Genomic DNA, 19,944 nt, shown 5'->3' with positions numbered 1-19,944 from the left:
GGGAGGGGCGCGTCGATCAGACGTGCAAGCCGCGCAGCTTGTCCGGATTCAACACCGACAGTACCTGCGTGATCCGGCCGTCTTCGTCGACGCTGATGGTGCTGATCGAATGCAGGTGCCCGTCGTGGAAGCGCAGCAGCGCCGGCTCGCCGTTGACGTGTCCGATGCGCACTTCCGCCGCACCCGCGGTACGACGCGCCACGGTCCAGTACAGGTCGGCGATCCGCGCCGCGCCTTCCAGCGGCCGAATGACGGCCGTGACCTTGCCGCCGCCGTCGGACACCAGGCGCGCGTCGGCGTGCAACAGCGCGACGATCGAATCGCGATCGCCGCGCTGCATCGCGTGCATGAAGCGTTCGAGCAATTGGCGATGCGTGTCCGGCGCGACGGCGAAGCGCGGACGTTCGGCCTGCACGCGCGTGCGGGCGCGGCTGGCCATCTGGCGGCAGTTCGCCTCGGTGTGGCCGAGCAGCTCGGCGATCTGCGCGTAGTCGTAGTCGAACACGTCCTTGAGCAGGAACGCGGCGCGCTCCTCCGGCCCGAGTTTTTCAAGCAGCGCGAGGAAAGCCAGCGAGACCTGTCCGGCGACGTCGGCCTGCTGCTCGGGGCCGGGCGAATCGTCGACGGTGAGCGGCTCGGGCAGCCACGGGCCGGGATAGACCTCGCGCTGCGTACGCGCCAGGCGTAGCCGGTCGATGCCCAGGCGCGTGGTGGCGGTGACCAGCCAACCTTCCGGATCGCGGATCGAGGCCTGGTCGGCCTGATGCCAGCGCAGCCACGCGTCCTGCACGACCTCCTCGGCGTCGCTGCGGCTGCCGAGAAGACGGTAGGCCAACGCCATCAGGCGCCGGCGGTGGGTTTCAAAGGCAGTGTCGGGCGTGTTCGCGGACATGGCGGGACGAATGAAGTTGCGATGCCTACAGGACGGCGGACGGACCGAATCTGTGACAGGCGGGCGTCGTGCGCGGCACACGAGGCGTCATTCGAGTTCAGCCTTCGCCTTCTCCGGCAGCTTCAGATCGAAGCAGTGGCGTCCAGCCGGATGCGGCCAGTCGGGGCGGCCATAGACATCATCGTCGGTGGCCGCCGTGTCGGTTTCGAACACCGCGCAGAGCGTGTAGGTCGAACTGGTGCGCACGACGTACTCATACGGTTTGCCGGCGAATGGATCCTGCGTAAGCGCTCGCACGCCCGGACGTGCGAGCGCGCCGATGTCCGCCGGTAGCGAACCGGTGCGTTCGGCCCAGCTTTCGATCTGGTCCTTCAGGCGGTCGAGGTCGCGCACGCGCCGATCGTCCTGGCGCACCATCCGCTGCTGGCCCGGCGTCCCCATCGCCACGACTGCCGCGATCACGCTGGCGGCGACCACGACGCCGGCGATGACCAGGAGCCAGCGCCCCGTCGCGGCGCTCATGCATCCACCTCTTCGCGCCGCAGGTCGTACAGGTACCAGGCGAAAGCGCTGCCGGCGATCAACGCCACCACGACGACCTTCAGCACGAAGCGTGCGGTCAGCTCCCCGCCCAGGACGTTGAAGACGAGTGTCGTCATGTCGCCGATCAGAACGGCCGCCGCCACGAACAGCGTCAGGTACGTCAGCCAGCGGCGCACCGGCGAGAGTCGCTTGATCGGATGTCGCGCGACGTCTTTCGCCACGTAGTTCGAGACGAACGCGAAGACCGGGAAGGCGATGATCAAGGCGGCCGTGGACCAGCGGATCGAGCGGCCAAGACGATACGCCGCGTAATCCTCCGCCGGGTCCGGCCAGGCACGCGCGATCAGGTCGAACAGCAGGCTGCCGAGGTGCCAGGCGGCGAAGTACAACGAGGCGAACAGCACCAGGTAGAGGAATGCCTCACGCGCCGACACCGACGCACGCGGGCGCGGCACCGGCACGACGAACGGCGTGTCGGCATAGGCGTCGAGCACGCCGCGGGTCTGCTCGTCGCGCCAGCCTGCACTGGCGAGCGCGGCGCTGATCGATGCCTTGGACTCTCCCCGCACCAACGCCTCGTATACGAAGCGCTCCAGCTCCTGCGATCCCGACGCCATGCGGCTCCCCCTCCGGTTGGATGGCGCAAGCGTAGCAAGGCGGTGAGGGGTGAGGGGCGAGCGACGTGAGCGGGTGCGTGCGTTCGCGATGACCGCTCATGTAGTCCGGGTAAGCGCGGCGCACCGGGTTGGGCGTGACAGTCCCCGGGTGCGCTGCGCTTACCCGGGCTACAAGGGCGAAAGCGGTTCGAGCCCGGTTGTTCGAAAGAACGCGGACAAAGAAAAAGCGGGCCGAAGCCCGCTTTCTCGTGTTTCCGGCGATGGTCGCCGAAGGGTCGACGTCCGGCTTACTCGGCCGGCACGCCCTCGCCTTCCTCGACGGCCTTCATCGACAGGCGGATGCGGCCCTGCTTGTCGACTTCCAGCACCTTCACCTTGACGGTGTCGCCTTCCTTCAGCTTGTCGGAAACCTTCTCCACGCGCTCGCTCGAAATCTGCGAGACGTGCACCAGGCCGTCCTTGCCCGGCAGGATCGTGACGAACGCACCGAAGTCCATGATCTTGGCGACCTTGCCTTCGTAGATGCGACCCGGCTCGACGTCCGAGGTGATCTGCTCGATGCGCGCCTTCGCGGCCTGGGCAGCGGCGGCGTTGACCGACGCGATGACGATCGTGCCGTCGTCCTGGATGTCGATCTGCGTACCGGTTTCCTTGGTGATCGCCTGGATGGTCGAACCGCCCTTGCCGATCACTTCGCGGATCTTGTCCGGGTGGATCTTCATCGTCAGCAGGCGCGGCGCGTACTCGCTCAGCTCGCTGCGCGGCGCGGTGATGGCCTTGGCCATCTCGCCGAGGATGTGCAGGCGGCCTTCCTTCGCCTGGGCGAGGGCGACCTTCATGATCTCCTCGGTGATGCCCTGGATCTTGATGTCCATCTGCAGGGCGCTGATGCCCTCCTGCGAACCGGCCACCTTGAAGTCCATGTCGCCCAGGTGGTCTTCGTCACCCAGGATGTCCGACAGCACGACGAAGCGATCGTCTTCCTTCACCAGGCCCATCGCGATGCCCGCGACCGGCGACTTCACCGGCACGCCGGCGTCCATCAGCGCGAGCGAGGAACCGCAGACCGAGGCCATCGACGAGGAACCGTTCGACTCGGTGATTTCCGACACGACGCGGATCGTGTACGGGAACTCTTCCAGCGTCGGCATCGTGGCGAGCACGCCGCGCTTGGCAAGGCGGCCGTGGCCGATCTCGCGACGCTTCGGCGCGCCGAAGCGGCCGGTCTCGCCCACCGAGTACGGCGGGAAGTTGTAATGGAACAGGAAGTTTTCCTTGTACTCGCCCGAGACGGCATCGATGATCTGGCCGTCGCGCGCGGTGCCCAGCGTGGTGACCACGATGGCCTGCGTCTCGCCGCGGGTGAACAGCGCCGAGCCGTGGGTGCGCGGCAGCACGCCAGTCTTGCACTCGATCGGACGAACGGTGGTCAGGTCGCGGCCGTCGATGCGGATCTTGGTGTCGAGCACCGAGTCGCGCATGGTGCGGTATTCGAGTTCGCCGAATTCCTTGTTGTACTCGGCGGCGACCCAGCCGGCGGCTTCAGCGCGGCCGGACAGCTGTTCCCACGTGTCCTTGCGGATCGCACCGATCGCTTCGCGGCGCTCGGCCTTGTTGCGGATCTGGTAGGCCTGCTTCAGCGAGGCGCCGGCCGATTCGACGATGGCGGCGATCAGTGCGTCGTTCTTCGCCGGGGCGACCCAGGTCGACGGCTTGGTGCCGGCTTCCACGGTCAGCTCGTTGATGGCGTTGATGACCTTCTGCATCTCGCGATGGCCGAACATCACCGCGCCGAGCATCACCTCTTCCGACAGCATCTTCGCTTCGGATTCGACCATCAGCACCGCGTTGGACGTACCGGCGACGACCAGTTCCAGGTCGGAATCGGCCAGCTGCGCGGCGGTCGGGTTGAGGATGTACTGGCCGTTCTTGTAGCCGACCTTCGCGGCACCGATCGGGCCCTGGAACGGCGTGCCGGCCAGTGCGAGCGCCGCCGAGGCACCGATCATCGCCGGGATGTCGCCGTCGATTTCCGGATTCAGCGACATCACCGTCGCGATGATCTGGACTTCGTTCTTGTATTCCTCGGGGAACAGCGGGCGGATCGGGCGGTCGATCAGGCGCGAGATCAGCGTTTCCTTCTCGGTCGGACGGCCTTCACGCTTGAAGAAGCCACCCGGGATGCGGCCACCGGCGTAGAACTTCTCCTGGTAGTCCACCGTCAGCGGGAAGAAGTCCTGCCCTTCGCGCGCGCTCTTGGCGGCGACGGCAGACACCAGCACGACGGTGTCGTCCATCTTGACGATGACGGCGCCGCTGGCCTGGCGGGCGATCTCGCCCGTTTCCAGCGTCACCTGATGGTCGCCGTACTGGAAGGTCTTGGTGATTTTTGCCACGTTGGGTTCCTATCGTTTCTGATGCGTTCCGGTCGAGGCCCCTGCCCCGCTCCGGGCGACCGCGTTGGCGGCCAGAATTCGGATGGTCGAACCGGAGGGTTCGATGTGTTGCGTTGAAGCGCCGTGCGCCTGCGTGTTGCCGTACCTCAAAAACGAACCGCGGCGCATCGCTGCGCCGCGGCTGGTAGTGCGTTTAGCGGCGCAGACCGAGTTTCTCGATCAGAGCCTTGTAGCGCTCGTTGTCCTTGCGCTTCAGGTAGTCGAGCAGGCTGCGGCGACGGTTGACCATCTGCAGCAGGCCACGACGGCTGTGGTGGTCCTGCTTGTGGATCTTGAAGTGGCCGGTGAGCTGCTCGATGCGAGCGGTGAGCAGGGCGACCTGGACTTCCGGCGAACCGGTGTCGTTGGCGCCGCGCTTGTTGTCTTCGATGATCTTGCTGGTGTCGATGGACATGATGTGCCTTGTAGATGCGAGGCCTGCAGAAAGCGAATCGACCGGAATGACCCGCGCCGACGCACCGCCTGGCCCGCCGTTTGCTGATGGGATGCTGCGAAGAGGAACTGCTTAGGTGCTTGAAAAGCGGCGAAATTGTAACAGCAGCACCACGCGAATGCGACCGCTACGATGCGCCCGCCTTCCGTCCAGCGGATTCATGTGGCCGATCGCGGACGCGTTCAGGCGGTCGAACCCACTGGCTGTTCAGCCTGACCACCCTGCACCGCCCAGCGGAACAGGCGCTGTGGCGTGAGCCGGGCGCCGGAACGCTGGCCCAGGCCCAGACAACGACCGTCGAGCCCGAAAACGGCGACCAGCCCGTCGTCCGCCGGGGCGCAATCCACGCCCTGCCCCTGCCCGAGGCGGCGGGTCGACGCGGCGTCCAGGTCGACCCGCGGGAACTGCGAAAGCCCGGCCTCGATCGGCAGCAGTAGGCCGTCGATCGCCGCCTCCCCGTCGGATTCGCGCATCGCCCGGAGGGCCTCTAGCGTGATCATCCGGGGCGCGCGGAACGGGTCGACCCAGAGCCGGCGCAAGGTGGCGACATGGGCGCCGCAGCCGAGCGCCTCGCCCAGGTCGCGGACCAAGCTGCGTACGTAGGTGCCGGAACCGCATTCGACGTGCAGTCGCAGGCGCGGCCCATCGCGTTCGAGCACGTCGAGCCGGTGGACCACGACGTCGCGCTCGGGCGCCTCGATGGCCTCACCCCGACGCGCCTTCGCGTAGAGCGGCTCGCCGCCCTGCTTCAGGGCCGAGTAGATCGGGGCGCGCTGGCGGATCGGGCCGCGCAGGGGCGCGAGCGCCGCTTCGATGGCCGCATCGTTCAGCTCGGGAACCGTGCGCTCGAGCAGCGGCGCACCGTCGGCGTCGTCGCTGTCGGTGGTGAGGCCGAGCACCGCGGTGGTTTCGTAGGCCTTCGCCGAGCCGAGCAGCAGGCCCGCGATCTTGGTCGCCTCGCCGAAGCACAGCGGCAACAGGCCCGTCGCCAACGGATCCAGGCTGCCGGTGTGACCGCCCTTTTCCGCACGGAACAGATGGCGCGCCTGCTGGAGGGCCTGGTTGGAACTCAGGCCCTGCGGCTTGTCCAGCAGCAGGATGCCGTCGAGCGGGCGGAAGCGCGTCTTGGCTTTCGTCATGGATCGTCCGCAGAAGGTCCGCAGGTCGCAACCGGGATGCGCGAGGCCTGCCTGCCCGAGGGCAGGACGAAAGACGGCGCGCTCCGTGCGAATCCTGCGGGGATCCCCGGGTCAGGGCAACGGGTGTGTGGATCGGATGGAGGACGGGCTGACGGACGGCGGGCGTCCGTCGACGCGCGATGACGCGGACGGTTCAGTCGTCCGCGGGATCCGTGTCGTCCTGCCCGGCAGCCGGGTTGTCGCGCAGCAGGTTGCCGATGCGTTCGCCACGATCGACCGAGTCGTCGTAATGGAAATGCAGCTCCGGCACGTGGCGCATCTTCACCGCGCGACCGAGCTGGAAACGCAGCTCGCGGGAAAGCTCCTTGAGCGCCTTCACCGCTTCCTTCGAACGCTCCGGCTGCAGCGCGGTGACGAACACCTTGGCGTGCGCGAGATCGCGCGAGACCTCCACGTCGGACACGCTGACGGACGGCAGGCCGTGCTCGCGCACGGCCTCGTGCACCAGGGTGCCCAGCTCCCTGCGGAGCTGGGCGGAAACGCGGTCGGTGCGATGGAACGATTTGCTTGGCACGTGTTGGTGATTCGTGATTGGTGATTCGTGATTCGAAAAACCGTCAGGCCGTGATCGGGATCCGCTACTCGCCTTTGACGAATCACGAATCCCGGATCACGAATCCCGGCTTCAGAGCGTGCGCTGGACTTCGATGCGCTCGAAGCACTCGATCTGGTCGCCCGGCTTGACGTCGTTGTACGCCTTCACGCCGATGCCGCACTCGGTGCCGCTGCGGACTTCGTCCACGTTGTCCTTGAAGCGACGCAGCGATTCCAGTTCGCCTTCGAAGATGACCGCGTTGTCGCGCAGCACGCGGATCGGCTTGTTCCGCTTGACCACGCCCTCCACGACCATGCAGCCGGCGACGGCGCCGAACTTCGAGCTGCGGAAGACGTCGCGGACCTCGGCGGTGCCGATGATCTCTTCGCGGATCTCCACGCCCAGGATGCCCGAGGCCACCTGCTTCACCTGGTCGATCACGTCATAGATGATCGAGAAGTAGCGCAGGTCCAGGCCGTTGGCTTCGATCACCTTGCGGGCCGACGCGTCGGCACGCACGTTGAAGCCGATGATCGTGGCCTTCGCGGTGAGCGCGGCGTTGGCGTCGGACTCGGTGATGCCGCCCACGCCGGAGCTGATCACGTTGATGCGGATCTGCTCGTTGGACAGCGCGGTGAGCGACTGGCGCAGCGCTTCCACCGAACCCTGCACGTCGGCCTTGACGACAAGGTTGAGGCTCAGCTGGCCCTCGCCCTTGCCCATCTGGGCCATGATGTCTTCCATGCGGTTGCCGGCGGCGGCGACCAGGCGCGATTCGCGGCGCTTGGCATCGCGCTGCTGCGCGACGTCCTTCGCCAGGCGCTCGTCGTCGACGACCACGAAGTCGTCGCCCGCGTCGGGCACGCCCGACAGGCCCAGCACCTGCACCGGAATCGACGGGCCGGCCTTCTCGACCTGCTTGCCGTTCTCGTCGAACAGCGCACGCACGCGGCCGTACTGCACGCCGCACACGAGGTAGTCGCCCTTCTTGAGTTCGCCCTGCTGCACCAGCACGGTGGCGACCGGACCGCGGCCCTTGTCGAGCGCGGATTCGATCACCGTACCCGTCGCGCGGCCCGTCGGGACGGCACGCAGTTCGAGCACTTCGGCCTGCAGCGAGATCGAGTCGAGCAGGTCGTCCACGCCCAGGCCCGTCTTGGCCGACAGCTCGACCATCTGCGTGTCGCCGCCGAAATCCTCGGCGACCACGTCTTCGGCCAGCAGGTCGTTCTTGACGCGCGACGGATCGGCATCGGACTTGTCGATCTTGTTGATCGCCACGATCAGCGGAACGCCGGCGGCCTTCGCGTGCTGGATGGCTTCGCGCGTCTGCGGCATCACGCCGTCGTCGGCGGCCACGACCAGCACGACGATGTCGGTGAGCTTCGCGCCGCGGGCGCGCATCGAGGTGAACGCCGCGTGGCCCGGGGTGTCGAGGAAGCTGATGACGCCCTTGTCGGTTTCCACGTGGTACGCGCCGATGTGCTGGGTGATGCCGCCGGCTTCGCCGGAGGCCACCTTGGTGCGGCGGATGTAGTCCAGCAGCGAGGTCTTGCCGTGGTCGACGTGGCCCATGATGGTGACCACCGGCGGACGCGAGGTCTTCTCGCCCTGCGTCTCCTCGACGTGGGCCAGCAGTGCCTCTTCCGCGGTCGCGGCATCGGCCCTCACCACCACGTGGCCGAGTTCCTCGGTCACCAGCGCGGCGGTGTCGTAGTCGATCGACTGGTTGATGGTCGCCATGACGCCCATCTTGAACAGCGCCTTCACCACGTCGCCGCCCTTGAGCGCCATCTTCTGCGCCAGGTCGGCGACGGTGATGGTCTCGCCGATCGCCACTTCACGGACGATGGGCGCGGTCGGGCGCATGAAGCCGCTGCCCGAACGGGCCTGCTCGGCGTGACGGCGGGTCGGCTTGGCCTTGCCGCGCGAGCTGCTGGAGCGGCGCGCACGGTCGGTGGCGCTCAGGTGCATCTGGCCGGCGAAGCGGTTGGTGCGGTCGTCGTCCTCGACGGTCGCGACCATCGCGTGCGAACCGCGCGTCTTGTGCGCCGGGGCGCCGCGGGCGGGTTCGGGCGCACGCGCCGGCGCGGCGGGCTTGGGATGACCGTGACCATGGCCGTGGCCATGGGTGCCGGCGGGCTTGCGGGCCGGCTCGTCTTCCTCGGCGACCGCACTGGCATCGGCCAGGCGCGCACGCTCTTCTTCCTCGGCCTTCTGGCGCGCGGCTTCCTCGGCCTCGCGACGGGCGGCGTCGAGCTCATCGGCGCGGCGCTTGTCGTCGGCGGCCAGGCGCTGCTGCTCGGCGAGGTTGCGCTGCTTGGATTCCTCCAGCTTGCGCAGGATCTCGGCGCGCTCGTCGCCTTCCGACATCGGCTGCGACTCGGTCGGCTTCACCAGCGTGACCTTCTTGCGCACCACGACATCGACCGTCGTCTTGTTCTTGCCGCCGCCGACGGTGATTTCCTGCTTCCGGCTGCGGTTGAGCGTGATCTTCTTCGACGCGTCGCCCGGCTCGGCCTTGTCCTCGCCCTTGCCATGGGCACGCTTGAGGAAGCCGAGCAGCTTGACTTTCTCGATGCTGGTCACGACCTGGTCGGGGCCGCTGAAGGTCATGCCGGCCTCGGCCAGCTGCTCCAGCAACTTCTCGACCGGCGTGTTCACCAGTTCGGCCAGCTTGCGGATGGTGGTTTGCTGCGACATTCGGATTCGGTGTCCTCGTGGCGCGGGACGGGTCCCGCGCGTGTTAGCGTCATTCTAGCCCGGGGGTCCCGGGCGGGCCGACGCGGTATTCATTCGAACCAGTGCTTGCGCGCTTCCATGATCAGCGCGGCGGCGCGGGTCTCGTCGATGGCTTCGATATCTGTCAGCTCGTCGGTGGCCATGTCGGCCAGGTCGTCGCGGGTGACCACGCCATGGGCGGCCAGGGCGTAGGCGGTCGCCTCGTCCATGCCGTCCAGCTCGAGCAGGTCGGCCGCCGGCTGGTGCTCGTCCAGCTCTTCCTCGGCCGCCAGGGCCTCGTTGAGCAGGGCGTCGCGGGCTCGCGAGCGCAGTTCCTCGACGATGTCCTCGTCGAAGCCCTCGACCGCCAGCAGCTCGCCGACCGGCACGTAGGCGATTTCCTCGACCGTGCTGAAGCCTTCCGAGACCAGGATGCCGGCGATTTCCTCGTCGACCTCCAGCTTGTCCTGGAACAGCTGGCGGGCGGACGCCTGTTCGGCCTCCGACTTCGCCGTGACCTGGTCCTGGGTCATCACGTTCAGCTGCCAACCCGACAGGCGGCTGGCCAGGCGCACGTTCTGGCCGCCCTTGCCGATCGCCTGCGCCAGGCGGTCTTCCGCCACGGCCAGGTCCATCGAGTGCTTCTCTTCATCGACGATGATCGACTGCACTTCGGCCGGCGCCATCGCGTTGATGACGAACTGGGCCGGGTTGTCGGACCACAGCACGATGTCCACGCGCTCGCCGTTGAGCTCGTTGCTCACGGCCTGCACGCGCGAGCCGCGCATACCGATGCAGGCGCCGATGGGATCGGTGCGGTTGTCGTGCGCGACGACGGCGATCTTGGCGCGGTCGCCCGGATCGCGGGCGCAGGCCTTGATCGACACCAGGCCCTGGCCGACTTCCGGCACTTCGAGCTTGAACAGCTCCATCATGAATTCCGGCGCCGCGCGGCTGATGAACAGCTGCGGGCCGCGGGGTTCGCTGCGCACGTCGAACAGGTAACCGCGCACGCGGTCGCCGGTGCGCAGCACGTCGCGCGGGATGCCCTTGTCCTTGGGGATGATCGCCTCGGCGTTGCCGCCCAGGTCGACGTAGATGTTGCCGCGCTCCACGCGCTTGACCACGCCGGTGACCAGCTCGCCCACGCGGTCCTTCCACGCATCCACGACCTGCTGGCGCTCGGCTTCGCGCACGCGCTGGACGATGACCTGCTTGGCGGCCTGGGCGGCGATGCGGCCGAACTCGGGGTTCTCGATCTGTTCTTCGATGTAGTCGCCGACTTCCACGCCCTCGACCTCGTCGATGGCGTCCATCATGCGGATCTGGCGGTCCGGCGATTCCATCACGACGTCGTCGGCCACGACCTCCATGCGGCGGAAGGTCTCGTAGCTGCCGTCCTTCTGGTCGATGGTGACGCGCACCAGCACGTCCTCGTCGTGATAGCGCTTCTTCGCGGCCGAGGCCAACGCGGCCTCGATGGCCTCGAAGATGACCTCACGCGGCACGCCCTTCTCGTTGGCGACTGCGTCCACGACCAGCAACAGTTCCTTGCTCATCTCTCTGACTCCGCACGGTCGGCGACTCGCGCCGCCGGCTTTGATGGTGATTTGGTGGTTTACTTCTTCGCCTTCGAAGCGCTGCCCTTCGGGGCGCCCTTCGCCGGCTTGTCCTTGCCCGGCTTGACCGGGGCCATTCCCAGCGCGGCCCAGTCCGGGACCAGGCGCGCCTTGTCGATGTTGCCGAATGCGACGACGAACTCGCTGCCGTCCAGGTCGAACACGACGTCAGAACCCTGCACGCGCACGATGCGGCCCTGCAGGCGACGACGGCCGTCCTGCGGCAGCTTGAGGCCGACCTTGGCGGTCTCGCCAGCGAAGCGCTCGTAATGCGCCAGCGTGAACAGCGGGCGGTCGATGCCCGGGGACGACACTTCCAGCGTGTACATGCCGCTGATCGGATCCTCGACGTCGAGCTGCGCGGACACCTCGCGGCTGACCGCCTCGCAATCCTCGATCGTCACCGAACGCGGCTGGCCGTCTTCGCCCGTGGCCTGGTCGGCCGGCACATCGATGTACAGGCGCAGCACGGCGCTGCCCGGCGACGGCAGGTATTCCGCGCCCAGCAGCTCGACGCCCAGCGACGCGACGGTCGGGGCGAGCAGGTTCGCGATTTCGACAGCTTTATCGGCCACGCGTACTTCACTCCCATGAAACCGGCACCGTGTTGCCGCCGCGGTGCCTCGATGCAATGCAATACCCAGCAAAACGCCACTGCGTACACGTTCTGGCGAAGCACGCATTCCAGGCAGGTACTTCCGGATCGCGAGCCCACAAGCGCGAAAACGACAAAGGGCCCTTGCGGGCCCCTTGTCCGTACAGCTGGATTTCGGTGTGGTCGCGTGAGCAGTGCGCGACCACCAAGCCCGAGCCTTTGGCTTGGGAGAACCCGGTGTTCCGGATTCTCCGCCAGCGTGAGTCTGAAGAAGACCACGCCTGCCGAAGCTGGTAGCGGGGGCAGGATTTGAACCTGCGACCTTCGGGTTATGAGCCCGACGAGCTGCCAGACTGCTCCACCCCGCATCAGGCCGACCATCATAACGGCCGACTAAAACCTGCGCAACCCCGATTCATGAATTAAATCGGATTGCGCGAAAAAACTCAGCCCGCGAACGCCCTCTGGCACCACGCCATGATCGGATTCCACGCCAGGCCCAGCGCGAGCAGCGCCAGTGCATTCACGCCAAACGCGATGCGCAGCGGACGGTTGTCGGTGGCTTCGATGCCCTGCCCGTCCGGCTCGTCGAAGTACATCGCCTTGATCACGCGCAGGTAGTAGAACGCACCCACCACCGCGAACACGACGCCCACCAGGGTCAGCCACAGCATGTCGCCCTGCAGCGCGGCGCGCAGCACGGCGAGCTTCGACCAGAAGCCCAGGAACGGCGGCACGCCGGCCAGCGAGGCCATCACGCACAGCACCAGACCCGCCATCCACGGATTGCGCGCATTGAGGCCCCTGTAGTCCTCGATGCGGTCGGCTTCGAAGCCGCGGCGCGACAGCACCACGATCGCGCCGAACGCCGCCGCCGACATGATCGCGTAGCTGATCGCGTAGAACAGCGCGGCGGCGAAGCCTTCGCGACCGCCGCCGGCAAGGCCGACGAACAGGAAGCCGACGTGCGAGATCGTCGAGTACGCCAGCAGTCGCTTGAAGTTGGTCTGCACCATCGCGCTGAGGTTGCCGATGGCCAGCGACAGCACCGCGAGGACGGCGAGCATCAGGCGCCATTGTTCCTCGAACGCCGGGGCGCCGATCTCGAGCAGGCGATAGGTCATGCCGAACGCGGCGAGCTTCGGCGCGGAACCGATGAACAGCGTGATCGGCGTCGGCGCACCGTGGTACACGTCCGGCAGCCACATGTGGAACGGCGCGGCGCCGAACTTGAAGGCGATGCCGGCGACGACGAACACCACGGCGGTGATCAGCATCAGCGTGTTGCCTTCGGCGATGCGCTGTTGGGTCGCAATGGCGATCTCGTCGAGCTGCAGCGAGCCGGTCGCGCCGTAGATCAGCGACAGGCCGTACAGCAGCAGGCCCGAGGCCAGCGCGCCGAGCACGAAGTACTTGATGGCCGCCTCGGAGGCGAGCGGGCTGTCGCGATCCACCGCGACCAGCGCGTACGAGCACAGCGCCAGCATTTCCAGGCCCAGGTACACCATCACCAGGCTGCCGGACGAGACCAGCAGCATCATGCCGGCGATCGCGAACAGCATCAGCACCGACACCTCGCCCTTGTACAGGTCGCGGGCGCGCAGGTACGGCCAGGTGTAGATCATCGACAGGATGCCGACGACGCAGATGGTCACCTTCATGACGTCGGCCGCGGTGTCGCGCACGAACATGCCGCTGAGCACGGTGCCGTGTTCGCCCACGCCGGTGGCGAGCATGAAGGTCGCCACGGCCAGCACGGCGATGGCGAAGAGATGGCTGACGACGCGGCGGCGCTCGTCCACGAACAGGTCGAGCATCAGCAGCGCGAACGCGCCGAGGATCACCACCAGCTCAGGCAGGAGCGGCAGCAGGTCGGCGGCGGAGCGGACAGGCATGTTCATTCGCTACAACCTCAGAGCTTCGACGCGGCGATCTGCGTCGCCAGGTTCGCGATGGCGGGTTCCATCAGGTCCGTCAGGGGCTTCGGCCACAGGCCGAGGATCAGCACGCCGGCGGCGAACACGCCCAGCACGAAGGCTTCGCGGGCGTTGATGTCCTCCAGCTCGGCGACATGCGCGTTGCCCACCTCGCCCCACATGGTGCGCTTGACCAGCCACAGCGTGTAGGCCGCGCCGATGATCAGCGTGGTGGCGGCGACGAAACCGATCAGCGGGTGCTGCTGGAAGCTGGCCAGGATCACCATGAACTCGCCGACGAAACCCGACGTGCCCGGCAGGCCGGAGTTGGCCATCGCGAACAGCACGACGAACGCGGCGAACCACGGCATGACGTTCGCGACGCCGCCGTAATCCTTGATCATGCGGGTGTGCATGCGGTCGTACAGCACGCCGACGCAGGAGAACATCGCGCCCGACACGAAGCCGTGGCTGATCATCTGCACCATCGCGCCCTGCAGGCCGAGGCGTGCGCCATCGGTGTTGCCGGCCTCGCGCACCAGCGCGAAGGCGATGAACGTGCCGAGCGTGACGAAGCCCATGTGCGAGACGGACGAGTACGCGATCAGCTTCTTCATGTCGTCCTGCGCGAGGGCGACCAGGCCGACGTAGACCACGGCGATCAGGCTCAGTGCGATCACCAGCCACGCCCACTCGGCGCCGGCGTCCGGCACGATCGGCAGCACGAAGCGGATGAAGCCGTAGCCACCGATCTTCAGCATGATCGCCGCCAGGATCACCGAACCGGCGGTCGGCGCCTCGACGTGCGCATCCGGCAACCACGTGTGCACCGGGAACATCGGCACCTTCACCGCGAAGGCGATGAGGAATCCGAAGAACAGCCACATCTGCTCGGTCGCCGTCAGCGGCAGCGCGTACATGTCCGCGAGCTGCCAGCTGCCGCCCTTCAGGTACAGGTAGATCAGGCCCAGCAGCATGAACAGCGAGCCGAGGAACGTGTACAGGAAGAACTTGATCGACGCATACACGCGACGCGGGCCGCCCCACACGCCGATGATGATGAACATCGGGATGAGCATGCCTTCGAAGAACACGTAGAACAGCATCGCGTCCAGCGCGGCGAACACGCCGACCATCAGGCCTTCCAGGATCAGGAACGCGGCGTAGTACTGGGCCACGCGCTTGTCGATCGAGGTCCAGGCGCCAATCATCGCCAGCAGCGTGGTCAGCGTGGTCAGGGCGATCAGCGCGACGGAGATGCCGTCGACGCCGAGGTGGTAACGGATGTCGTACGCCGGGATCCAGTTGCGGTTCTCGACGAACTGCATCGCGGACGCGGTCATGTCGAAACCGGTGAGCAGCGGGATGCTCGCCAGCAGCGTGATGAAGGCGATGCCGGTGGCGAACCAGCGCGCCGCACCGGCGCGCTCGTTGCCGAAGGCCATGGTGGCCAGGCCGCCGAAGATCGGCAGCCAGACCAGCAGGCTGAGCAGGAAGGAAGTGCTCTGCAAGGGCTCGGGGTTCACGTCGGGTCCTTGTCCTAAGTTAGTGCCAGTAGCGGATCAGGGCGGCCAGCAGGGCAATCAGGCCGATGATCATCGCGAACGCATAGTGGTAGAGATAACCCGACTGGATGCGGCGGGTCAGGTTGGCGACGAGGTCGACCACGCGGGCGCTGCCGTTGACCACCGCGCCGTCGATGAGGTGCGAGTCGATGGCGCGCGAGGCCTTGCCGAGCCCCAGGCCGCCGCCGGCGAAGCCGTTGATCCAGAGCTTGTCGAAGCCATACTTCTCCTCGAGCACGCGCACCGGAAGGGCGAACACGCGGCGCGCCTTGGCGGGCAGCTCGGGCTTCCACCAGTACATGATGGTCGCGAGCACGAAGCCGGCCAGGGTCAGCCAGAACACCGGCGCGGTGAAGCCGTGGATCGCGTACTTGACCGGGCCGTGCCACACCTCCTCGCCGATCGCGGCGACCGTGTCGCGCGCCGACGCGAGGTCGATCGCGCCGAGGAAGAACGGCAGGCGCTCGTGATGGCCCATCACGTCGGTCCCGAACAGCATCGGGCCGGCGGTGAAGAAGCCGATCAGCACCGACGGGATCGCCAGCAGGATCAGCGGCACCGTCACCACCCACGGCGACTCGTGCGGCGTGTGCGCGTGGTGGTCGTCGTGGCCATGGCTGTCGCCATGCTTGGCGTGCGACGCGTGCGCGTCGTGCGAGACCGGGGCGTGGCCGTCGTGGCCGTGCTGCTCGGCGAGCTGCGACTCGTGCTCGGTCGAATCCGCTTCCGGCGCGACGTAATGGTCCGGCACCGGATCGTGGAAGCGTTCCTTGCCGTGGAAGGTCAGGTACAGCAGGCGGAAGCTGTAGAACGAGGTCACGAACGCGCCCAGCAGCACCGCCCAGTAGGCGTAGGTCGCGACCCAGCCGCCGGCCTCATGCGCGTGGTGCGCGGCGGCCTCGATGATCGTGTCCTTCGAGTAGAAGCCGCTGAAGAACGGCGTGCCGATCAGCGCCAGCGTGCCGATGAGCATCGTCCAGTACGTGATGGGCATGTACTTCTTCAGGCCGCCCATTCGACGCATGTCCTGCTCGTGGTGCATGCCGATGATGACCGAGCCGGCACCGAGGAACAGCAGCGCCTTGAAGAAGGCGTGCGTCATCAGGTGGTACACGCCGGCGCTGTATGCCGACACGCCCAGCGCGACGGTCATGTAGCCCAGCTGCGACAGCGTCGAGTACGCGACCACGCGCTTGATGTCGTTCTGCACGATGCCGATCAGGCCCGTCCAGAACGCGGTGGTGGCGCCGATGAACAGCACGAAGGTCAGCGCCGTCTCGGACAGCTCGAACAGCGGCGACATGCGCGCCACCATGAAGATGCCCGCGGTCACCATCGTCGCGGCGTGGATCAGCGCCGAGATCGGCGTCGGGCCTTCCATCGAGTCCGGCAGCCAGACGTGCAGCGGCACCTGCGCCGACTTGCCCATCGCACCGATGAACAGGCAGATGCAGATGAAGGTCATCAGCGACCAGCCGCCGATCGGCGCCAGCCAGCCGCCGGCCTGCGCGAGCGCCGGCCACGCGTTCTGCATCTGCGCCGCGGCGAGCGCGGGTTCGCCGGCACGTGCGAACACGGTGCCGTAGTCGAGCGAGTTGAAGGTGTACAGCACGCCGGCGATGCCGAGCAGGAAACCGAAGTCGCCCACGCGATTGACCAGGAACGCCTTGAGGTTCGCGAACACCGCGGTCGGGCGCTTGAACCAGAAACCGATCAGCAGGTACGACACCAGGCCCACCGCTTCCCAGCCGAAGAACAGCTGGAGGAAGTTGTTGCTCATCACGAGCATCAACATCGAGAAGGTGAACAGCGAGATGTAGCTGAAGAAGCGCTGGTAGCCGTCGTCCTCGGCCATGTAGCCGATGGTGTAGACGTGCACCAGCAGCGAGACGAAGGTGACGACCACCATCATCATCGCGGTGAGCTTGTCGACCATGAAGCCGACGTGCGCTTCGATGCCGCCGACCTGGAACCAGGTGTAGACGTTCTCGTTGAACGGCGAGGCGCCCTGCAGCAGCTGCCACAGCGTGTACATCGACAGCGCGCAGCTGATCGCGACGCCGAGGATGGTCACCGAATGCGCACCGGCGCGTCCCACCTGGCGGCGGAACAGGCCGGCGACGATCGCGCCGATCAGGGGCGCCAGGACGATCAGCAGTAGAAGGTTTTTAGATATCACGGCTCATTTCCATTGCGTCGTCGTACTGCACCAGATCTCTATCCGTTGGCCATGCCATCCATGGCGGAACGCTTCGGGCTTCGGATCGCCCTGCCCGACCATCCATGGCGGGGCGTTCGCCGCCGCGCGAGCCAGAGGCTCGCAAGCGCGGCGGCTCACCCCTTCATCGAATCGATTTCGGCCACGTTGATCGTGCGGCGGTTGCGGAACAGCGTGACCAGGATCGCCAGGCCGATTGCGGCTTCGGCCGCGGCCACGGTCAGGATGAAGAACACGAACACCTGACCGGCCGGATCGGCCAGCTGGCGCGAGAACGCGACGAAGTTGATGTTCACCGACAGGAGCATCAGCTCCAGCGACATCAGCAGCATGATCACGTTCTTGCGGTTGAGGAAGATGCCCGCGACGCTGATGCAGAACAGCACCGCGCCGAGCGCGAGGTAGTGGCCGAGCGCCAGCCCGGCGCCGAAGAATTCGCTCACGGCTTGCCCTCCTCTGCCGGGGTTTGCGCCGGTACGACCGGCTTGACGGCGTCCATCTTCACCACGCGGACGCGATCGACCGACCGCACACGCGCCTGTGCCGACGGGTTCTGGTGGCGCGCACCGACACGGCGACGCAGCGTCAGGGTCACGGCCGCGATGACGGCGACGGTCAGGATGACCGCGGCGACCTCGAACGGCAGCAGGAACTGCGTGAACAGCGCACGCGCCAGCCACTGGGTGTTGCCTGCAGCGGACGGGTCGGCCGGGAAGCCGGTGGCGACGTTGGCCTTGACGCCGATCAGCGTCAGCATTTCCACCAGCATGATCACGGCGACGACGAGGCCGAGCGGCAGGTAGCGCACGTAGCCTTCGCGCAGCGGCGCGACGTCGATGTCGAGCATCATCACCACGAACAGCAGCAGCACCATCACCGCGCCGACGTACACCAGGATGAGCGCGACGCCGAGGAACTCGGCACCGGCGATGATCCAGGTGCAGGCGACGGAGAAGAACGTCAGCACCAGCAGCAGGACGGCATGCACCGGGTTCTTGACGCTGATGACGCCGACCGCGGCCATCGTGGCGACGGCGGCGAAGACGAGGAAGGCAATCTGGGCGAGATCCATGTTCGTCAGGCCCTCAGCGGAAAGGTGCGTCGGCCGCGCGACGCTCGGCGATCTCCGCCTCGAGGCGGTCGCCGATGGCCAGCAGCTGCGGCTTGGTCACGATGTTCTGGCCGCGCCGGTCGAAGTGGTACTCGTGCACGTGCGTCTCCACGATCGAATCGACCGGGCAGGACTCCTCGCAGAAGCCGCAGAAGATGCACTTGAACAGGTCGATGTCGTAACGCGTGGTGCGGCGGGTGCCGTCCTCGCGCTTGGTCGAATCGATGGTGATCGCCAGCGCCGGGCACACGGCCTCGCACAGCTTGCATGCGATGCATCGCTCTTCGCCGTTGGGATAGCGACGCAGCGCGTGCACGCCGCGGAAGCGCGGCGACTGCGGCGTCTTTTCCATCGGGTACATCAGCGTGTACTTCGGCTTGAACAGGTACTTCGCCGTGAGGGCGAGTCCCTGCGACAGCTCGATGAGCAGCAGGCTCTTGAAGTAGGAAACGATGCGATTCATGCCTGCCCCTTACACCCCGGGCTCGAAGATTTTGAAGTACGCCATGACCGCGACCACGCAGATCCAGGCGATGGTGATCGGAATGAACACCTTCCAGCCCAGGCGCATGATCTGGTCGTAGCGGTAGCGCGGGAACGACGCGCGGAACCAGATGAAGCAGCTGGCGAAGAAGAACACCTTCGCGAGCAGCCACCACCAGCCGTCGACCGACAGCAGCGGGATGCCCCAGCCGTGGAACGGGCTCAGCCAGCCGCCGAGGAAGAAGATCGAGGTCAGGAAGCTGATCAGGATCATGTTCGCGTATTCGGCGAGGAAGAACAGCGCGAACGCCGAACCCGAATACTCGACCATGTGGCCGGCCACGATTTCCGACTCGCCTTCCACCACGTCGAACGGCGCGCGGTTGGTTTCGGCAACGCCCGAGATGAAGTAGACGACGAACAGCGGCAGCATCGGCACCCAGAACCACTCCAGGAAACCGGAGTTGCCCGACTGCGCCATCACGATGTCGGTGAGGTTGAGGCTGCCGGCGCCGACCATCACGCCGACCATCGCGAAGCCCATGGCGATCTCGTACGAAACCACCTGCGCCGCGGCGCGCATGGCGCCGAGGAACGCGTACTTCGAGTTCGACGCCCAGCCGGCGAGGATGATGCCGTACACGCCCAGCGAGGTCATCGCGAGCAGGTAAAGCAGGCCCGCGTTCGCGTTCGACAGCACCAGCTGGTAGTCGAACGGCACCACGGCCCATGCGGCGAACGCCGGCGCGAGCGCGAGCAGCGGCGCGAGCTTGAACAGGAAGTTCTCCGCCCGCGTGGGCTGGATGACTTCCTTGAACAGCAGTTTGAAGACGTCGGCGAACGCCTGGAGGATGCCCATGCCGACGTACATCGGCCCGTGGCGCACGTGCATCCAGCCGATGAGCTTGCGCTCCCAGACCACGTAGAACGCCACGGTGATGATCACCGGCATGGCGATCAGGAGGATCTTCAGCACGATCCAGACGATCGCGCCGATGTTGCCGAGCGACAGCAGCCAGTCGCGGAACGGATCAAACATGG

The 19,944-nt window shown here is 66.7% G+C and carries 17 protein-coding genes and 1 tRNA gene; all 18 read right to left on the bottom strand.

All coding sequences use genetic code 11. From position 1 onward, the window contains the following. Window positions 1–16: 16 nt before the first annotated feature. Window positions 17–841 carry an RNA polymerase sigma factor SigJ gene (gene sigJ / locus LA521A_RS07005; protein WP_281781586.1) on the bottom strand — a complete coding sequence of 275 codons (825 nt, stop codon included), beginning with the start codon at window positions 839–841 and terminating at the stop codon, window positions 17–19. Between the two features lie 138 nt (window positions 842–979). Beyond that, window positions 980–1,414, bottom strand: coding sequence for a hypothetical protein (locus LA521A_RS07000; protein WP_281781585.1), 435 nt, complete (start codon window positions 1,412–1,414; stop codon window positions 980–982). Further along, window positions 1,411–2,052, bottom strand: a complete 642-nt coding sequence (locus tag LA521A_RS06995) for a DUF5671 domain-containing protein (protein WP_281781584.1) — start codon at window positions 2,050–2,052, stop codon at window positions 1,411–1,413. The genes LA521A_RS07000 and LA521A_RS06995 overlap by 4 nt, the downstream gene beginning before the upstream one ends. Window positions 2,053–2,339: 287 nt before the next feature. Continuing rightward, on the bottom strand, window positions 2,340–4,448 hold the full coding sequence (pnp, locus tag LA521A_RS06990) for a polyribonucleotide nucleotidyltransferase (RefSeq protein WP_281781583.1): 2,109 nt from the start codon (window positions 4,446–4,448) through the stop codon (window positions 2,340–2,342). Window positions 4,449–4,641: 193 nt separating this feature from the next. After that, window positions 4,642–4,902 (bottom strand): 30S ribosomal protein S15, encoded by a 261-nt coding sequence (gene rpsO / locus LA521A_RS06985; RefSeq protein ID WP_206859236.1) that lies wholly within the window; start codon window positions 4,900–4,902, stop codon window positions 4,642–4,644. A gap of 221 nt (window positions 4,903–5,123) precedes the next feature. Next, window positions 5,124–6,080 carry a tRNA pseudouridine(55) synthase TruB gene (truB, locus tag LA521A_RS06980; RefSeq protein WP_281781582.1) on the bottom strand — a complete coding sequence of 319 codons (957 nt, stop codon included), beginning with the start codon at window positions 6,078–6,080 and terminating at the stop codon, window positions 5,124–5,126. Between the two features lie 193 nt (window positions 6,081–6,273). Beyond that, window positions 6,274–6,654: a 30S ribosome-binding factor RbfA gene (gene rbfA, locus LA521A_RS06975; protein ID WP_281781581.1), complete on the bottom strand. Its 381-nt coding sequence runs from the start codon at window positions 6,652–6,654 to the stop codon at window positions 6,274–6,276. Between the two features lie 111 nt (window positions 6,655–6,765). After that, on the bottom strand, window positions 6,766–9,378 hold the full coding sequence (gene infB / locus LA521A_RS06970; protein WP_281781580.1) for a translation initiation factor IF-2: 2,613 nt from the start codon (window positions 9,376–9,378) through the stop codon (window positions 6,766–6,768). An 89-nt stretch (window positions 9,379–9,467) separates the two neighbouring features. Next, on the bottom strand, window positions 9,468–10,955 hold the full coding sequence (gene nusA, locus LA521A_RS06965) for a transcription termination factor NusA (protein WP_281781579.1): 1,488 nt from the start codon (window positions 10,953–10,955) through the stop codon (window positions 9,468–9,470). A 59-nt stretch (window positions 10,956–11,014) separates the two neighbouring features. Further along, complete coding sequence (gene rimP, locus LA521A_RS06960; protein WP_281781578.1) at window positions 11,015–11,590, bottom strand: ribosome maturation factor RimP; 576 nt, start codon at window positions 11,588–11,590, stop codon at window positions 11,015–11,017. A 311-nt stretch (window positions 11,591–11,901) separates the two neighbouring features. Continuing rightward, window positions 11,902–11,978, bottom strand: a tRNA-Met gene (locus tag LA521A_RS06955). A 78-nt stretch (window positions 11,979–12,056) separates the two neighbouring features. Then, complete coding sequence (gene nuoN / locus LA521A_RS06950; RefSeq protein ID WP_281781577.1) at window positions 12,057–13,511, bottom strand: NADH-quinone oxidoreductase subunit NuoN; 1,455 nt, start codon at window positions 13,509–13,511, stop codon at window positions 12,057–12,059. A gap of 11 nt (window positions 13,512–13,522) precedes the next feature. Beyond that, window positions 13,523–14,971 carry an NADH-quinone oxidoreductase subunit M gene (locus tag LA521A_RS06945; RefSeq protein ID WP_281782043.1) on the bottom strand — a complete coding sequence of 483 codons (1,449 nt, stop codon included), beginning with the start codon at window positions 14,969–14,971 and terminating at the stop codon, window positions 13,523–13,525. A gap of 100 nt (window positions 14,972–15,071) precedes the next feature. Then, window positions 15,072–17,270 carry an NADH-quinone oxidoreductase subunit L gene (gene nuoL, locus LA521A_RS06940; RefSeq protein WP_281781576.1) on the bottom strand — a complete coding sequence of 733 codons (2,199 nt, stop codon included), beginning with the start codon at window positions 17,268–17,270 and terminating at the stop codon, window positions 15,072–15,074. Window positions 17,271–17,425: 155 nt separating this feature from the next. Then, on the bottom strand, window positions 17,426–17,728 hold the full coding sequence (nuoK, locus tag LA521A_RS06935; protein ID WP_281782042.1) for an NADH-quinone oxidoreductase subunit NuoK: 303 nt from the start codon (window positions 17,726–17,728) through the stop codon (window positions 17,426–17,428). Between the two features lie 20 nt (window positions 17,729–17,748). Further along, window positions 17,749–18,381 (bottom strand): NADH-quinone oxidoreductase subunit J, encoded by a 633-nt coding sequence (locus tag LA521A_RS06930; protein ID WP_281781575.1) that lies wholly within the window; start codon window positions 18,379–18,381, stop codon window positions 17,749–17,751. A gap of 13 nt (window positions 18,382–18,394) precedes the next feature. Further along, window positions 18,395–18,883, bottom strand: a complete 489-nt coding sequence (gene nuoI, locus LA521A_RS06925; RefSeq protein ID WP_115840665.1) for an NADH-quinone oxidoreductase subunit NuoI — start codon at window positions 18,881–18,883, stop codon at window positions 18,395–18,397. A 9-nt stretch (window positions 18,884–18,892) separates the two neighbouring features. Then, window positions 18,893–19,942, bottom strand: coding sequence for an NADH-quinone oxidoreductase subunit NuoH (gene nuoH, locus LA521A_RS06920; RefSeq protein WP_281781574.1), 1,050 nt, complete (start codon window positions 19,940–19,942; stop codon window positions 18,893–18,895). Window positions 19,943–19,944 lie beyond the last annotated feature (2 nt).

It is taken from the genome of Lysobacter auxotrophicus (assembly GCF_027924565.1).
GTDB lineage: Bacteria > Pseudomonadota > Gammaproteobacteria > Xanthomonadales > Xanthomonadaceae > Lysobacter_J > Lysobacter_J auxotrophicus.
This window is presented reverse-complemented; position numbering and strand designations above follow the sequence as displayed.

Bases quoted from the DNA above. Each gene is read 5' to 3' on its own strand.
- sigJ (WP_281781586.1), bottom strand. From the start codon at position 841: ATGGCGTTGGCCTACCGTCTTCTCGGCAGCCGCAGCGACGCCGAGGAG.
- LA521A_RS07000 (WP_281781585.1), bottom strand. From the start codon at position 1,414: ATGAGCGCCGCGACGGGGCGCTGGCTCCTGGTCATCGCCGGCGTCGTG.
- LA521A_RS06995 (WP_281781584.1), bottom strand. From the start codon at position 2,052: ATGGCGTCGGGATCGCAGGAGCTGGAGCGCTTCGTATACGAGGCGTTG.
- rpsO (WP_206859236.1), bottom strand. From the start codon at position 4,902: ATGTCCATCGACACCAGCAAGATCATCGAAGACAACAAGCGCGGCGCC.
- truB (WP_281781582.1), bottom strand. From the start codon at position 6,080: ATGACGAAAGCCAAGACGCGCTTCCGCCCGCTCGACGGCATCCTGCTG.
- infB (WP_281781580.1), bottom strand. From the start codon at position 9,378: ATGTCGCAGCAAACCACCATCCGCAAGCTGGCCGAACTGGTGAACACG.
- nusA (WP_281781579.1), bottom strand. From the start codon at position 10,955: ATGAGCAAGGAACTGTTGCTGGTCGTGGACGCAGTCGCCAACGAGAAG.
- nuoN (WP_281781577.1), bottom strand. From the start codon at position 13,511: ATGAACATGCCTGTCCGCTCCGCCGCCGACCTGCTGCCGCTCCTGCCT.
- LA521A_RS06945 (WP_281782043.1), bottom strand. From the start codon at position 14,971: ATGGCCTTCGGCAACGAGCGCGCCGGTGCGGCGCGCTGGTTCGCCACC.
- LA521A_RS06930 (WP_281781575.1), bottom strand. From the start codon at position 18,381: ATGGATCTCGCCCAGATTGCCTTCCTCGTCTTCGCCGCCGTCGCCACG.
- nuoI (WP_115840665.1), bottom strand. From the start codon at position 18,883: ATGAATCGCATCGTTTCCTACTTCAAGAGCCTGCTGCTCATCGAGCTG.
- nuoH (WP_281781574.1), bottom strand. From the start codon at position 19,942: ATGTTTGATCCGTTCCGCGACTGGCTGCTGTCGCTCGGCAACATCGGC.